The sequence below is a fragment of the Bradyrhizobium sp. SMVTL-02 genome, from assembly GCF_051853005.1.
In the GTDB taxonomy this organism is placed as follows: domain Bacteria; phylum Pseudomonadota; class Alphaproteobacteria; order Rhizobiales; family Xanthobacteraceae; genus Bradyrhizobium.
This window is the reverse complement of record NZ_CP182469.1, coordinates 1057536-1072904: the sequence shown is the minus strand read 5'-3', so window position 1 is coordinate 1072904 and position 15369 is coordinate 1057536. Positions and strand designations below refer to the sequence as shown.

At 64.7% G+C, this 15369-nt stretch carries 15 protein-coding genes; 6 read left to right on the top strand and 9 right to left on the bottom strand.

Annotated elements, in window-relative coordinates; translation table 11 throughout:
• Positions 1–42: 42 nt before the first annotated feature.
• Positions 43–276 carry a NepR family anti-sigma factor gene (locus ACNJYB_RS05210; RefSeq protein ID WP_439373018.1) on the top strand — a complete coding sequence of 78 codons (234 nt, stop codon included), beginning with the start codon at positions 43–45 and terminating at the stop codon, positions 274–276.
• Positions 276–824 (top strand): sigma-70 family RNA polymerase sigma factor, encoded by a 549-nt coding sequence (locus ACNJYB_RS05205; protein WP_018646832.1) that lies wholly within the window; start codon positions 276–278, stop codon positions 822–824. Before ACNJYB_RS05210 ends, ACNJYB_RS05205 begins: the two co-directional genes overlap by 1 nt.
• A 67-nt stretch (positions 825–891) precedes the next feature.
• On the opposite strand, the gene ACNJYB_RS05200 is transcribed toward ACNJYB_RS05205, so the two are convergent.
• From ACNJYB_RS05200 to ACNJYB_RS05165, 8 genes are all read right to left on the bottom strand, one after another.
• Positions 892–1590: a nitroreductase gene (locus ACNJYB_RS05200; RefSeq protein WP_439373017.1), complete on the bottom strand. Its 699-nt coding sequence runs from the start codon at positions 1588–1590 to the stop codon at positions 892–894.
• Between the two features lie 140 nt (positions 1591–1730).
• Positions 1731–2975, bottom strand: a complete 1245-nt coding sequence (locus ACNJYB_RS05195; protein WP_439373016.1) for an acyl-CoA dehydrogenase — start codon at positions 2973–2975, stop codon at positions 1731–1733.
• 9 nt (positions 2976–2984) lie between these two features.
• The gene (locus tag ACNJYB_RS05190) at positions 2985–4229 is read right to left on the bottom strand and encodes an acyl-CoA dehydrogenase (protein WP_439373015.1); all 1245 of its coding nucleotides are present in this window, start codon (positions 4227–4229) and stop codon (positions 2985–2987) included.
• Positions 4230–4244: 15 nt separating this feature from the next.
• The gene (locus tag ACNJYB_RS05185) at positions 4245–5372 is read right to left on the bottom strand and encodes an acyl-CoA dehydrogenase family protein (RefSeq protein ID WP_439373014.1); all 1128 of its coding nucleotides are present in this window, start codon (positions 5370–5372) and stop codon (positions 4245–4247) included.
• 153 nt (positions 5373–5525) lie between these two features.
• Positions 5526–7397, bottom strand: a complete 1872-nt coding sequence (locus ACNJYB_RS05180; RefSeq protein ID WP_439373013.1) for an AMP-binding protein — start codon at positions 7395–7397, stop codon at positions 5526–5528.
• Positions 7398–7440: 43 nt separating this feature from the next.
• Complete coding sequence (locus ACNJYB_RS05175) at positions 7441–8247, bottom strand: enoyl-CoA hydratase/isomerase family protein (RefSeq protein ID WP_439373012.1); 807 nt, start codon at positions 8245–8247, stop codon at positions 7441–7443.
• Between the two features lie 182 nt (positions 8248–8429).
• Positions 8430–9188: an SDR family NAD(P)-dependent oxidoreductase gene (locus ACNJYB_RS05170; protein WP_439373011.1), complete on the bottom strand. Its 759-nt coding sequence runs from the start codon at positions 9186–9188 to the stop codon at positions 8430–8432.
• 56 nt (positions 9189–9244) lie between these two features.
• Complete coding sequence (locus ACNJYB_RS05165) at positions 9245–9847, bottom strand: TetR family transcriptional regulator (protein ID WP_439373010.1); 603 nt, start codon at positions 9845–9847, stop codon at positions 9245–9247.
• Between the two features lie 214 nt (positions 9848–10061).
• On the opposite strand from ACNJYB_RS05165, the gene ACNJYB_RS05160 reads away from it, so the two are divergent.
• Positions 10062–11234: an acetyl-CoA C-acetyltransferase gene (locus ACNJYB_RS05160; RefSeq protein WP_439373009.1), complete on the top strand. Its 1173-nt coding sequence runs from the start codon at positions 10062–10064 to the stop codon at positions 11232–11234.
• A gap of 190 nt (positions 11235–11424) precedes the next feature.
• Entirely contained in the window at positions 11425–12969 is a 1545-nt protein-coding gene (locus ACNJYB_RS05155; RefSeq protein WP_439373008.1) for an acyl-CoA synthetase, read from the top strand.
• A 40-nt stretch (positions 12970–13009) separates the two neighbouring features.
• Here ACNJYB_RS05155 and ACNJYB_RS05150 read toward each other — a convergent pair whose 3' ends face one another.
• Positions 13010–13552 carry a methylated-DNA--[protein]-cysteine S-methyltransferase gene (locus ACNJYB_RS05150; protein WP_439373007.1) on the bottom strand — a complete coding sequence of 181 codons (543 nt, stop codon included), beginning with the start codon at positions 13550–13552 and terminating at the stop codon, positions 13010–13012.
• A 140-nt stretch (positions 13553–13692) separates the two neighbouring features.
• On the opposite strand from ACNJYB_RS05150, the gene ACNJYB_RS05145 reads away from it, so the two are divergent.
• Both ACNJYB_RS05145 and ACNJYB_RS05140 read left to right on the top strand, forming a co-directional pair.
• Complete coding sequence (locus ACNJYB_RS05145; protein WP_439373006.1) at positions 13693–14511, top strand: alpha/beta fold hydrolase; 819 nt, start codon at positions 13693–13695, stop codon at positions 14509–14511.
• 2 nt (positions 14512–14513) lie between these two features.
• Positions 14514–15326, top strand: coding sequence for an alpha/beta fold hydrolase (locus ACNJYB_RS05140; RefSeq protein ID WP_439373005.1), 813 nt, complete (start codon positions 14514–14516; stop codon positions 15324–15326).
• Positions 15327–15369: the final 43 nt, after the last annotated feature.

Below are 15369 nucleotides of genomic sequence, written 5' to 3'. Positions count from 1 at the left end.
TCGATTTACAGTAACTTAACTCGGGGAAACGTGGAACAGGTCATGAAAGATCTCAAGTCTCAAGCCAGCAAAAGCACGACCCCCGGCAAGGGAGGCCTCACTCCGGAGATCCAGTCCCGGATCGGGCATCAACTGCGCGCCATGTACGACGATGTCGTCCGGCAAGGGGTTCCGGACCGGTTCGCGGAATTGATCAAGAGACTTGATGCGCCGGGAGGCGCACCCCAAGTCGAAACTGATGGGGGCTCCGGCGACAACAACAATGGGAGGGATTAATGCCTCTCACGGAATCCCTGCGCAACGACATCCTTGCGGCCGTGCCAAGTCTGCGCGCGTTCGCGATCTCGCTCAGCGGCAACGCCGACCGCGCCGACGATCTGGTTCAGGAAACGCTGTTGCGCGCGCTCGCCAACATCGACTCGTTCCAGCCCGGGTCCAATCTGCCGGCCTGGCTGTTCACGATCCTGCGCAACCTGTTTCGGTCCGACTATCGCAAGCGGCGGCGCGAGGTCGAAGATGCCGAGGGCAATTATGCCAAGACGCTGAAGACGCAGCCCTCGCAGAATGCGCATCTCGAATTCGAGGAATTTCGCGGCGCGCTTGAGAAGCTTCCGCAGGACCAGCGCGAGGCCTTGATCCTGGTCGGCGCCTCCGGGTTCTCCTATGAGGATGCGGCCTCGATCTGCGGCTGCGCGGTCGGCACGATCAAGAGCCGCGTCAATCGCGCGCGCTCGAAGCTCGCCGCGCTGCTCTATGTCGACGGCGCCGAAGACTTCGGGCCCGACGAGACCGTGCGCGCCGTGATCGGCGGCAGCGGCGGATAGCGCAGCCATCGGGCCCTCAGCAGACGTGTGAAGGCGGCCGGTCGCACGGCCGTCTTCGCGCAAGTATTCACTCCGCCACGAATGTCACCGTGTCAGCCACGCTCGCGCGCGAGGTGCGGTAGCTGTTGACCTTGTGGGCGTGGTCGGCATAGCCGAACGAGATGCCGCAGACGATGCGGCGATCGTCGGGCAGGTTGAAGTGGCGGCGAATCAGGCCGGAGTGACGCGCCAGCGCCGCCTGCGGAATCGTGCCGAGCCCGAGCGCCTGCGCGGCCAGCATGAAATTGGAGACATAGGCTCCGCAATCGATCGCGCCATAGATGCCGAGCGGCTCGTCGGTGTGAATGATGGCAACATGCGGCGCCCCGAAGAAATTGTAGTTCTCCAGGGCCTGCTTGGCGTAGGCGGCCTTGTCGCCGCGGGCGATGCCGAGCGTGTTGTAGAGCTGGAAGCCGCTCTCGCGGCGGCGTTCGAGATAGACCCCGACATATTCGCGCGGCGGGGTGAAATCGTAATCGTCGCCGAGCCCTCTCGAGGCCTCCGCGTAGATCGCCTTGCGAAAACGCTCCTTGGCCTCGCCGCTGGCAATGATGACCTGCCAGGGCTGGCTGTTGCACCAGGACGCGGTGCGCTGGGCGGTGGTCAGCACCTGCTCGATGGTGGCGCGGTCGACCTCCTTGGGCAGGAAGGCGCGGACCGAGTAGCGCTCGTTGAGGAGCTCCTCGAGCACGCCGATGCGGTCGTTTTGTTGCACAGTAGCGTCCATGGATCAGCTCGCGCCCTTCTCTTCGTAGGGTGGGCAAAGACGCGCAAGGTCGTGCCCACAGACAGACTAACCCCGGCGCACTTGCATATGGTGGGCACGCTTCGCTTTGCCCACCCGACGAGATGCCGCGAGACGTGACATCACCGCCCCTTCGTCGGGATCTTGTTATACGGCACATCCTTGTCGACGCGGATATCGCCCGGCAACCCCAGCACGCGCTCGGCGATGATGTTGCGCAGGATCTCGTCGGTGCCGCCGGCGATGCGCATCGAGGGCGAGGACAGCAACATCTGCTGGAACTGGCCCTGCACCGTCTCCTCGTCGTTGCCCATGAGAACACCCGCCGCGCCCTGCAGGTCCATCGCGTAGGTCGCGATGTCCTGCAGCATCATGCCCGACACCAGCTTGCCGATCGAGTTCTCCGGCCCCGGCCGCTCGCCCTTCGACAGCGCCGAGATCGTGCGGTAGCTGGTGTATTTCAGCCCGCTCGACTTCGCCGCCCAGCTCGCAAGCTTCGAGCGCACGGCGGGATCGTCGATGGCCGGGCCATGCTCCAGCATCAGGTTCGAGCAGAACTCGAACATCTCAGGCACGCCGGTCGCAAGCCGCGCACCAATCGACATGCGCTCGTTCATCAGCGTGGTCAGCGACACGCTCCAGCCTTCGCCGACGGCGCCGAGACGCTGGCTGTCCGGAATGACGACGTCGGTGAAATAGACCTCGTTGAACTCCTGCATGCCGTTGGCCTGCTTGATCGGCCGCACCTCGACGCCGGGGCTCTTCATGTCCAGGAAGAACATGGTGAGGCCCTTGTGCTTGGGCACGTTCGGATCAGTGCGCGCGATCAGAAGACCATAATCGGAATAATGCGCGCCCGAGGTCCAGATCTTCTGGCCGTTGACGACCCAATCGTCGCCCTTCCTCTCCGCGCGCGTACGCAGGCCTGCGACGTCGGAGCCGGCAGACGGCTCTGAGAACAGCTGGCACCAGATCTCCTCGCCCGAGGCGAGCTTCGGCAAATAGCGGCGCTTTGCGTCCTCGCTGCCGAACGCCATCACGGTCGGGCCGCACATGCCCTCGCCAATCTGGAACGGCTGCGTCAGCTTGCCGTAGACGCCTTCTTCCTGCTGCCAGATCACGCGCTCGATTGGCGTAGCGCCGCGGCCGCCATACTCTTTCGGCCAGTGCAGGCAGGCCCAGTTGCCCTCGAACTTCTTCTTCTGCCAGGCCTTGCCGACATCGACGATGTCGTGCTTGGCAAGGCGAATGCGGCCGAGCGAAGACTTTGACAGCTCGCCATGCAGCTCCTTCGGCGCGTTGGCTTCGATCCATTTGCGCGCGGTGTCGCGGAATGCGGCTTCCTGCGGCGTGTCGTCGAAATTCATGGCGGACCTCTACCCTCTACCCTTGGTCGGGATCTTGTTGAACGGCACGTCCTTGTCGACACGGATATCGCCGGGCAGGCCCAGCACCCGCTCGGCGATGATGTTGCGCATGATCTCGTCGGTGCCGCCTTCGACGCGGGTGCCCGGCGCGCGCAGCAGCATGGCCTGGAAACGGCCGGCAAGTTCGGCATCCTCGCCGCTGACGACGCCGGCGGCGCCCTGCAGGTCGAGCGCGTAGGTCGCGACATCCTGGATCATCGAGCCCGCCACCAGCTTGCCGATGGAATTCTCCGGCCCCGGGCGCTCGCCTCTCGACAACGCGGAGATCGCGCGCATGCTGGTGTAGTTCAGCCCGCTCGCCTTCACCGCCCAGTTCGCGAGCTTCGAGCGCACCGCGCGATTCTCGATCGCCGGGCCGTCGTCAAGCATCAGGCTGGAGCAATATTCGAACAGCTCCGGGAAGCCGGTCGAGACAGCCGCGCCGATCGCGCTGCGCTCGTTCATCAGCGTGGTCAGCGAGACGTTCCAGCCGTCGCCGACCTCGCCGAGGCGCTGATGGTCGGGAATGCGGACGTTCGTGAAATAGACCTCGTTGAAGTCGCACGCACCGCTCGCCTGCTTGATCGGCCGCACCTCGACGCCGGGGCTCTTCATGTCCAGGAAGAACATGGTGAGGCCCTTGTGCTTGGGCACGGTCGGATCGGTGCGGGTGAGCAAGATGCCGTAGTCGGAATAATGCGCGCCCGAGGTCCAGATCTTCTGGCCGTTGATGATCCAGTCGTCGCCGTCCTTCTCGGCGCGCGTGCGCAAGCCCGCGACATCCGAGCCGCCGGCGGGTTCGGAGAACAGCTGGCACCAGATCTTTTCGCCGGAGGCGAGCGGCGGCAGATAGGTGCGCTTATGCTCCTCGCGTGCGAACGCCATCATGGTCGGCCCGCACATCCCGTGACCGATAATGAACATGCGTGACAGCTGGCCGAACGGCCCCTCTTCCTGCTGCCAGATCACGCGCTCGATCGGCGAGGCGCCGCGGCCGCCATACTCCTTCGGCCAGTGCAGGCAGGCCCAGCCGGCGTCAGCCTTCTTCTTCTGCCAGGCCTTCGCGACGTCCAGAACGTTGGCGTCCCTGAGCACGGTGCGGCCGAGCGAGGATTTGCGCAGCTGTTCCTCGTATTGCCTGGGCGCATTGGCGCTGATCCAGGCGCGCGCGGTGGCGCGGAATTCGGCTTCCTGCGGGGTGTCGTCGAAGTTCATGACGTTTCCCCTCCCTTACGCCGCGTTCTTCTTGCGCATCCGGTCGATCAGCTGGTCCTCCCAATAGGACAGGCTGCCGAGCCCGAGCGCCATGGCGTTGGCGCGGCGGTAATACATGTGGCAGTCGAACTCCCAGGTGAAACCCATGCCGCCGTGAACCTGGATGTTGTTCTTGGCGCAGTGCTGGAACGCCTGCGTCGCGCTGATGCGGGCGGCGGCTGCCGCTTCCGGCAATTCAGCCGCATTGGTCGAGAGCGCCCAGGCACCGTAGTAGCTGTTGGAGCGTGCCAGCGTCGCCGACACATACATGTCGGCCAGCATGTGCTTGACCGCCTGGAACGAGCCGATCTGACGGCCGAAGGCGATGCGGTCGAGCGCGTAATCGCGGCCCATCTCCAGCGCGCGGTCGGAGCCGCCGACCTGCTCGAATGCACACAACACCGCAGCGCGGTCGAGCACCTGGGTCAGGATGCTCCAGCCTTCACCGGCAGCGCCGAGCGGCTCGGCCTTGCAGTCTTTGAAGGTGAGCTCGGCCTGCCCGCGGGTCGGATCGAGATTGGTGAGGTTTTTGACCTCGACGCCGCCGGCCTTGAGATCGACCAGGAACAGCGAGATGTCGTTCTCGCGCCCGCTCGATCCCGTGCGTGCGGCGACCACCGCGAAATCGGCGATGCCGCCATCGGCGACCGGCTTCTTCACGCCGTTGAGCACACCATTCGCAGCCGTCAGCTTGACGTTCTTCGGCGACGGATTGCCCGTGCCCTCGAACAGCGCCAACGTGCCGATCGCCTCGCCCGCGGCGATCGTCGGCAGCCATTTCTTCTTCTGCGCGTCGCTGCCCGCGATCAGCAGCGCTTCGGCGGCAAGATAGACGGTCGAGGAAAACGGCACCGGCGCATTGGCCCGGCCCATCTCCTCGGCGATCACACAGAGCTCGAGATGACCGGCGCCGGCGCCGCCGAACTCTTCCGGGATCGCGACGCCGAGAAAGCCCATCTCGGCGAGGCCCTTCCACAGCTCCTTGTCGTAGGGCGCCTTGCCGTCGAGCACGACGCGCACCGCCTTGGGCGAGCATTTTTCCGCGAGGAATTTGCGCGCCTGGTCGCGGAGCTGCTTCTGGTCGTCGGAGAAATCGAAGTTCATGGCGGGCTACCTCTTATTCAGTATCGTTGAAACCGTCATTCCGGGGCGCGACGAAGTCGCGAGCCCGCAATCCATTCCACCGCGTCAATGCGGCCCGAGGGATTCCGGGTTCGCGTTGCGCCCTGGGAATGACGAGGTGACAGATTTGTGCATTCATCGCAGCACGATCACATCTTCATCCGGCTTGTCGGCATAGAGCCGCTCCACCAGCGCCGCGCGGCGCTCGAGACCGGCGCGCTGGTTGATGTAGCCCTTGTCGGTGAGCTCGTTGCCGTCGATCGACGGCGGATCGACCATCAGCATCGCGCGTGCGATGACGCGGCTGCTGGCGCCCTCGCACTCTTTGTTGTGGGCCTCCAGCCCCCGCCTGAAGCAGGCGAGCACGTCCGGGTGCTTCACCGCATCCGCAAAGCTCAAATCGGGATTGCCGACGAGCTGGCGGCAGGCGTGCAGGTTCGGCCAGGCAAGCAGGCCGATGAAGGCACGATCCTGGCCCGCGACCAGCGCATCATGCACGACGGGTGTCGCCGCCGCGATCGCGTCGGTGCGGAGCGAGCCGACATGGACGAAGGTGCCGGTGGTGAGCTTGAAGTCCTCGACCACACGGCCGGCGAAGATGATGCCCTTTACCGGATCGGCATCATCGACGAAGACGCCGGCATCTCCGATGCAATAAAAGCCTTCCTCGTCGAACATCTTCCTGGTCAGCTCCGGCTGACCGAAATAGCCGGGCGTGACGTTGACGCCGCGCAGGCGCAGCTCGTATTTCGAGCCGCACGGCACCATCTTCAGTTCGACGCCGGGGAACGGCAGGCCGATCAGGCCGACGCGCTCGGTGTCCCAATAGGTGCCGGTCGATGTCGGCGCGGTCTCGGTCGAGCCCCAGCCGGTGTAGAACACGATGCGCTCGCCGGTTGTCTTCACCGCCAGCGCCTGCATGCGCTCGTAGAGATCGTCCGGCAGGCGCGCACCGCCATAGGCCATGATCGACAGGTTCTTGAAGAACGAGCGGCAGAGCGCGTCGTCCTTCTCCATCGCGGCCGCAAGCGCGGCATAGCCGGCGGGAACGTTGGCGTAGTAGGTCGGCGAGATCTCGCGCAGGTTTCGCAGCGTCTCCTCGAACTGGCCCGGCATCGGGCGGCCGTCGTCGATATAGAGCGTGCCGCCGTCGACCAGGACGGGATGGAAAGCCGCGTTGCCGCCCATGGTGTGGTTCCACGGCATCCAGTCCAGCATGGTTGAGATCGGACCGTCAGGCGTGCGCGGCCGCACCTGCATCATCATCGCCGCATTCGCGCACATCATCTCCTGCGTGTTGATGACGGCCTTGGGCATGCCGGTCGAGCCTGACGTGAACAGCAGCTTGCCGACGGTCTGCGGCGTGATTTTTGCGATCGACGTCTCGACATCGGCGGTGACGGGCGTTGCCGCGAGCTCGGCAAAGCTGACGCTCTTGATGCCCTCGCAGCGCCGCAAGACGTGCACGACGGTGGCACCGGTGAGGTCGAGCGCTTTCAGCGCCTTCTCGAAGGTCGGCCCGTCCTGCACCATCACCACGGCCGGCTTGATCAGGTCGAACAGGTACTTCAGCTTGACGTGATCGTGGCTCATCAGCGAGTAGGCTGGCGACACAGGAGCTGCGGGCGAACGCGCCTGCATCGCCGCCTGCGTCATCAGCGCGTGCTCGATCGAGTTGCCGGAGAGGATCGCGACCGGGCGCCCTTCGAGCTTGAGGTTGAGCAGGCCTTGCGTGAGCGCGTCCACGGTGCGCTTGGCTTCGCCATAGGAGACTTTTCGCCATTCGCGGTTCGGGCCACCGCGCTGGGCGAGCCAGATGCGCTCGGGGTGTTCCTTCGCCCATTTCGCCAGCGAGGCCGGGATGTGCGTCTCGTAAGCTTGCAGCGGAATGCGCGACTTGAGCACCACCGTGCCGTCGGCGCGGCGCTCGACGTCGATGTCGCGCTTGAGCCACTCGACCTTGCGAAAGGCGGGCTTCCTCATCACCGCCGCCGCGCTCCCACTCATTTTGCGTCTCCCGGAATTATTGTCCTTTGCGGATCTTCGTCGTTCAGCGCCTGATATAGACAGGCTTTCGCTTCTCAAGGAAGGCCCTGATGCCTTCCGAAAATTCCTCGGAGCGACTGCACAGAACCTGATTGCGGTCCTCCATCGCGATCGCAGCTTCCAGCGAACCAGCATCGACGCTCATGTTGAGACATTCCTTGGACAGACGCAGCCCGACCGGCGAGGCGGTCACCATGGCATCGACATAAGGCTCGGCCGCATCATCGAGCCTGTCCTCGTCGACAACTTCCGAGACCAGCCCGACCGCGAGCGCGCGCTCGGCGCCGATGAAGCGTCCGGTGAGGATCAATTCGGACGCCACGGAGACGCCGACGAGACGCGGCAGAAAATAGCTGGTGCCGATGTCGCAGCCGCCGAGCCCAAGCTTGATGAAGGCGCAGTTCATCCGCGCCGACCTCGCGGCGATGCGGATGTCGGACGCGAGCGCCAGCGCAAAACCGCCGCCGGCCGCCGCGCCCTGCACCAGCGCCAGGATCGGCTGTGGGCAACGCCGCATCAGCATCACGATGTCGGCGATGCGCCGCTGCGAGTCCAAGGACTCCGTGACGCCGGGCGGCTCCTGCTGCCCGGCGCGGCGCGCCATCGCCGCCTTCAGATCCAGGCCCGCGCAGAAGCTTTTGCCGGCGCCCTTCAGCACCACCACGCGCGTGTCGCGGTTGCGCTGGAGAGTTTCAAAATAGCTGTTGAGCGCGTCGATCAGCGCCGGATCAAGCGCGTTGAGGTGTTCGGGCCGGTTCAGCGTCACCCGGTCGACAGCGTCATGATGCTCGATCAGCAGCGGTTGGGACATGGGGCCTCGCACTTGCCGCGGGTCGCGGCGCCGATTGCTGCGCCCTTTCCCCTCGTGGGAGAGGGCATGTAAATCGCTAGCCGCATACTCGCTTGGGTGAGGGGTCTGTCTCCGCGGATGCAAACCCCCTCATCCGGCGCTTCGCGCCACCTTCTCCCACAAGGGGAGAAGAAAGAAAGTACCTACCGCGGCGCCATGCGGATCGCGCCGTCGAGACGGATGGTCTCGCCGTTCAGCATCGGGTTCTCGACGATGTGCACCGCGAGCATGCCGTATTCGGCGGCATCGCCGAGACGCGAAGGATGCGGCACCTGGGCGCCGAGGCTCTTGCGGGCCTCCTCGTTGAGCCCCATCAGCAGCGGCGTGAAGAACAGGCCGGGCGCGATGGTGTTGACGCGGATCTTCTGGCTGGCGAGGTCGCGCGCGGCCGGCAGGGTCAGGCCGACGACGCCGCCCTTCGACGCCGAATAGGCGATCTGGCCGATCTGGCCCTCGTAAGCGGCAACCGACGCCGTGTTGATGATGACGCCGCGCTCCTCGCCAACCGGCTCGATGGTGACGAGGCGTTCGGCGAACAGCCGCAGGCAGTTGAAAGTGCCGATCAGGTTGACGTTGATGATGCGCGCGAATTTTTCGAGCGGGTAGACGCCGTCGCGGCCGACGATGCGCTGCGAGCCGCCGATGCCGGCGCAGTTCATCAGCACACGCGCGACGCCGTGCGCGGCCTCTGCTTTCGCGATCGCCGCCTTGATCTGCTCCTCGCTGGTGACGTCGGCATGCAACGCGACCCCGTTCACTTCGGCTGCGACCTTCTCGGCGTTTTCCCTGCTCTGGTCGATCACGCCGATCCTGGCGCCCTTGGCGGCCATCGCGCGGGCGGTCGCGGCGCCAAGGCCCGAACCACCGCCGGTGATGAGAACGGCTACGTCTTTCAACTGCATCGCTTGTACCTTTCCTTGGGACGTTTCTTCTCTAGACTTGTGAAGTGTTGGCCGGACTATCCGGCAGCGGCAGCTTCCGCGGCTTGCGTGAGGATGCCGCCGCAGATCAGCGTTTCCATGTGCTTGATGTATCGCCGGCAGACTTCGTCGGTGACCGGGCCGACGCCGGTCGCGCGGGACATCGCGTGCCGGCCGAAGAACAGATGATCGCAGGCGCCGATCAGGCTGGTGTAGAACAGCACCGGATCGGTGGCACGGAATTCGCCACGGCTGATGCCTTCTGCAAGCAAGCGGCGATGGAAATCCAGGAGCGGCGCGACGAAGAATTTTGAGACTTCGTCCGCGGAGTCGGCGCTGGTTTCGTGCAGAAGATAATGGATCAGCCGGTTCATGTAGGGGAACCGGTGATAGGCGCGGATGATGCCGCCGATATGCAGCTTCAGCTTCGCCGTCGAGGTGATCGGCTGCGCCAAGAGATATTCGAGATTGGACATCTCGGTCGCAGCATCCCGCGCCAGCAGCGCCAGCAGCAGGCCGTCCTTGTTGCCGAAGTGATATTTGACCAGCGCGGCATTGGCGCCGGACTTCTGCGCAATGTCGGAGAGCGAGATCTCGATCGAGGAGCGTTCGATCATCAGCTCGCTGGCGGCCAGGAGCAATTTCTCTGCCGTGGAATTTTTTCCGCCGGGGAGCCTGTTCGGTACGCTGGTAGCCACGGAGATCCCTGTTTTGGCCGCGTGAAGCGGGTCGCAGATAACCGCAAGCAGCGCCTCATCACAAGAGTTAATTGATCGATTGACTAAATGATCTCGTACCCGTTTAATCCGCCCCCGACAATCAAACCACCAGAACAAATCCAGGGAGAAAACCGACATGGCCGAGGCTTACATCGTCGCCGCCGCGCGCACCGCCGGCGGGCGCAAGGGGGGCCGCCTCGCCGGCTGGCATCCGGCCGATCTCGCCGCAAAGGTGCTGGACGAGCTGGTCGACCGTACCAATGTTGATCCCGCCTTGGTCGAGGACGTCATCATGGGCTGCGTGATGCAGGTCGGTGAGCAGTCCAACAACGTCGCGCGCAACGCGGTGATGGCCTCGAAACTGCCGGAGAGCGTGCCGGGCACCTCGATCGACCGCCAGTGCGGCTCCTCGCAGCAGGCGCTGCACTTCGCGGCGCAGGCCGTGATGTCCGGCACGATGGACATCGTGATCGCCGCCGGCGTGGAATCGATGACGCGCGTGCCGATGGGCCTGTCCTCGCAGCTTCCGGCCAAGAACGGCTTTGGCACCTACAAGAGCCCCGGCATCGAGGCAAAATATCCCAACATCGTGTTCAGCCAGTTCACCGGCGCGGAGATGATGGCGGAGCGGTATGGCCTCTCCAAGGACCAGCTCGACGAATACTCCTTCGGCAGCCATCAGCGCGCGATTGCGGCGACGCAAGCCGGTCACTTCAAGAAGGAGATCGTGCCGCTCGAGATCACTCGCGCCGACGGCAGCAAGGACACCCACCACATCGACGAAGGCATCCGCTTCGACGCCACCATCGAAGGGATCAAGGGCGTCAAGCTGATCGCCGAGAACGGCAAGCTGACGGCGGCCAGCGCCAGCCAGATCTGCGACGGCGCCTCAGGCGTCATGGTGGTGAACGAGAAGGGCCTGAAGCAGCTCGGCGTCAAGCCGCTCGCCCGCATCCATCACATGACCATGATGGGCGGCGATCCCGTGATCATGCTCGATGCTCCCCTGCACGCCACCAAGCGTGCGCTGGAGAAGGCCGGCATGAAGGTCGGCGACATCGACCTGTTCGAGGTCAACGAGGCCTTCGCCTCCGTGCCGACCGCGTGGCTCAAGACCACGGGCGCCGATCCGGAGCGTCTCAACGTCAACGGCGGCGCCATCGCGCTCGGCCATCCGCTCGGTGGCTCCGGCACCAAGCTGATGACCACGCTGGTCCACGCCCTGCACCAGCGCGGCAAGCGCTACGGCCTGCAGACCATGTGCGAAGGCGGCGGCATGGCGAATGTGACGATCGTGGAGCGGCTGTAGGTTTCTGCCACACAGATGGTGTCGTCCCGGACCAGCGCGCCTCAAGCGCGCGCCGCTCCGGGACCTCTAACCACGGGACTCCGTGGTTCTGCCGCGCTGGAGCTCCATCCCGTCTCAACAATCAAGGCCTGTGGTTATGGATCCCGGCCTTCGCCGGGATGACACCTTACTTGTTGCGAGACCAACGTTCATGACTCATCCGTCTGTCTACGCGAAGACCACGCCCGACAAGATCGCCTACCGGATGGCGGGCACAGGCAAGGCGATCACCTATCGCGAACTCGACGAGCTCTCGAACCAGGGCGCGCATCTGTTCCGCTCGCTTGGCCTCAAGGCCGGCGATCACATCGCGCTGTTGATGGAGAACCGTCTCGCCTTCATGGAGCTCTGCTGGGCGGCACAGCGTAGCGGGCTCTATTACACCGCTATCAGCCGTTACCTGAAGCAGGACGAGATCGGCTACATCATCGGCGATTGCGGGGCCAAGGTCGTCATCACCACGCCGAAATGCGCAGACCAGATCAAGGCCCTGATCAAGGGCACGCCGAGCGAACCGATCTTCTACATGATGGACGAGCCGCTGCCCGGCTTCCGCTCCTACGACAAGGAAGCCGCCGCGCAGCCGACCACGCCGATCGCGGACGAGGTCGCCGGCTACGACATGCTGTATTCGTCCGGCACTACCGGCCGGCCGAAGGGCATCAAGAAGGCGTTCGAGGGGAACAGGATCGACGTGCCGAACGCGTTCCTGCGCGTGCTCTGCGCCGACATGTGCGGCATGAATGAGGAGAGCACGTATCTGTCACCGGCGCCGCTCTATCATGCCGCTCCCCTGCGCTTCAACATGATGGCGATCGTGCTCGGTGGCACCTCCATCATCATGGAGCATTTCGACGCCGAGGAATTCCTGGAGCTCGTCGAGAAGTATGAGGTGACACAGTCACAGCTGGTGCCGACCATGTTCGTGCGCATGCTGAAGCTGCCGGACGAGATTCGCACGAAGTACGACGTCTCCACGCTCAAGGGCGCGATCCACGCCGCCGCGCCCTGCCCCGTCGAGGTGAAAGCAAAGATGATCGAATGGTGGGGCCCGATCCTGATCGAGTACTACGCCGGCTCGGAAGGCAACGGCGTCACGGTCTGCAACTCCAGGGAATGGCTGGAGCATCGCGGCAGCGTCGGCCGCGCCGTGGTCGGCAAGATCAAGATTTTGGACGAGAACGACGAGGAGCAGCCGGTTGGCGAGATCGGTACCGTCTATTTCGCCGACGCGCCCGCCTTCACCTATCACAACGATCCCGAGAAGACGAAGAAGGCCTACAACGCCAGGGGCTGGTCGACGCTCGGCGACGTCGGCTATCTCGACAAGGACGGCTTCCTCTTCCTCACCGATCGCAAGTCCTACATGATCATCTCGGGCGGGGTGAACATCTACCCGCAGGAGACCGAGGACGTGCTCATCACCCACCCCGAAGTCGCCGACGTCGCGGTGTTCGGCGTACCGAACGAGGAGATGGGCGAGGAGGTGAAGGCGGTGGTGCAGCCGCACGACATGACGCGCGCCGGCAAGGAACTCGAGGCTGAGCTGATCGCCTATTGCAAGACGCGGCTTTCGGCAATCAAATGCCCGCGCTCGATCGACTTCGAAGCCGAGCTGCCGCGCACGCCGACAGGCAAGCTGGTGAAGCGGCATCTGCGGGACAGGTATTGGCCGAAGACCGCAGCGAAGATGTAGCGAACTCCTTCTTACCGTCCCCTGGAGGGTAAGCGAACCCTCAATCAAACAAGCTCGGCGTGTGGTTCACCAGCGCGCCTTCGATCTCGAGCATCTTCAGCTTCGTCACCACGCCGCCATTCGCCGAGAAACCGCCGGGCTTGTTGCCGGCCGCGAGCACGCGATGGCAGGGCACGACGATCGGGCACGGGTTGCGGCCGAGCGCCTGGCCGACGTCGCGCGACAGCTGGACGCCGCCGAGCTGCCTGGCGATGTCGCCATAGGTGATGGTCTTGCCGGGCGGAATGGCGCGGGCGATCTCGTAGACGCCGCGGTTGAACTCGGGCACGCCATCGAGGTCGAGCGCGATGTCGGTGAGATCGTCGCGCTCACCTGCGAGCAGTCTTGTCATGCGGTCGATCGCCTGCTGTACCTCAGGCGTCGGCTCGGCTTCAGTCGCCTCGGCATGGCGCTGGCTGATGCGGGTGCGGATCTTGTCTTCGCCACCCATCGGCAATTGCGTGCCGTTGATGCCGCGAGGGCCCCAGGCGATGGCGCAGAGGCCGATCCGGGTGTCGAACAGGGCAAAGTGCTGGTCGGTCATGGGATGGTTCCTGAGCTTGCGTCCTTGTCGCATGCCCCCAATGTGATCTCCGCCCAAATCTAGGCTTGGAAATAGTTGCGATCCACCCGGTTTCCGGGAATCTTGCACAGGAGTTCCTCCTCCCTTCCCGCGAGCCCAGAATGCAGAGCCTCCACGTCAATGGATACGATATGCCCTATCTCGACGTGGGCGAGGACAAAGGTCGCGCGCCGCTGGTCTGTGTGCACGGCTCGCTCTCCGACTTCCGCATCTGGGGCTGCGTGCTGGGGCCGCTGACGCAGCGGCATCGCGTGATCGCTGTGAGCCTGAGGCACTTCTTTCCCGAACGCTGGGACGGTGTGGGCGACACTTATTCCATCGCCCAGCATGTCGACGACGTCATCGCCTTCGTCGAGAAGCTCGACCTCGGCCCGGTCGATTTGATGGGGCATTCCCGCGGCGGGCACATCTGCTTTCGCGTCGCGCAGCGGCGCCCCGATCTGCTGCGCAAGCTGGTGCTGGCCGAGCCCGGCGGCGAGCTCGATGCGAGCCTCGATCCCGACTATGCCGGCGGTCCCTCGCCGCTGCTGGCGCGCTTTACCGCCTCGGCCGAGAAGATCGCGGCGGGCGATGTCGACGGCGGCCTCGCCGTCTTCGTCGACACGCTGGAAGGCGCCGGCACCTGGCCGCGGCTGCCGGCGATGGTGAAGCAGAATCTGCGCGACAACGCCTATACCCTGATCGGCCAGGTCCGCGACAACCGGCCGCCGTTCTCGAAGGCGGATGCGGAAGCGATCAAGATGCCGACGCTGTTCATCCTGGGAGGGCGGACCAAGGGCCTGTTGCCGAAGGTGCTGCATGCGCTGGCCGCCCATGTGCCCTGCTCCACGACGGCGATCATCCCGAACGCGACGCATCCGATGTTCGAGCAGGCGCCGCAAAAATACTCCGAAGTGGTTCTCGAGTTTCTGGCGAGTTGATCATGCAGAGCTTTCGCGTCAACGGATATGAAATGGCCTATCTCGAAGCCGGAGAAGGCCCTCCGCTGGTCTGCGTGCATGGCACGCTAGGGGACTTCCGCACCTGGTATTCGGTGCTCGGCCCGCTGTCGAAGAATCATCGGGTGATCTCGGTGAGCCTGCGGCATTTCTTTCCCGAGCACTGCGACGCGGTGGGCGACGACTACAAGATGGCGCAGCACGTCTCGGACACGATCGCCTTCATCGAGCAGGTGAAACCCGGCCCGGTCGACCTGATGGGCCATTCGCGCGGCGGCCACATCGCCTTTCGCGTCGCGCAGGCGCGGTCGGATCTGCTGCGCAAGCTGGTGCTGGCCGAGCCCGGCGGCGACCTCGATGCCAGCCTGCCGCTGCCCGAAGGCACGCCCGCGCATCCGCCGCTCGCCGCGCGCACGGCGCGCTCGGTCGAGATGATCCGCGCCGGCGACCTCGAGGGCGCGTTGCAGAATTTCTACGAGGGCATCGAGGGCGATGGCTCCTGGCGGCGCGTGCCGGCGGCGGCGAAGCAGCAACTGCGCGACAACGCGCTCACGTTGTTGGGCCAGATCAACGAGCAGCGGAAGCCTTACACGCTCGGCGATGCGCAGGCGATCAAAACGCCGACACTGCTGATCGGCGGCGGCGCCACCACCGGCAGCCTGTCGGTGCTATGGCGCGTGCTGGCCGAGCACATCGTGGGCAGCAAGACGGCCGTGATCGAGAATGCCGGCCACTGGATGTTCGAGCAGGCGCCGCTGGAGTTCGGCGAGGTCGTGAACGGATTTCTGGCGCAGTAGCTCTCTTCCTTTCCTTCTCCTCTTCTTGGGTGCTGGAGCGCTA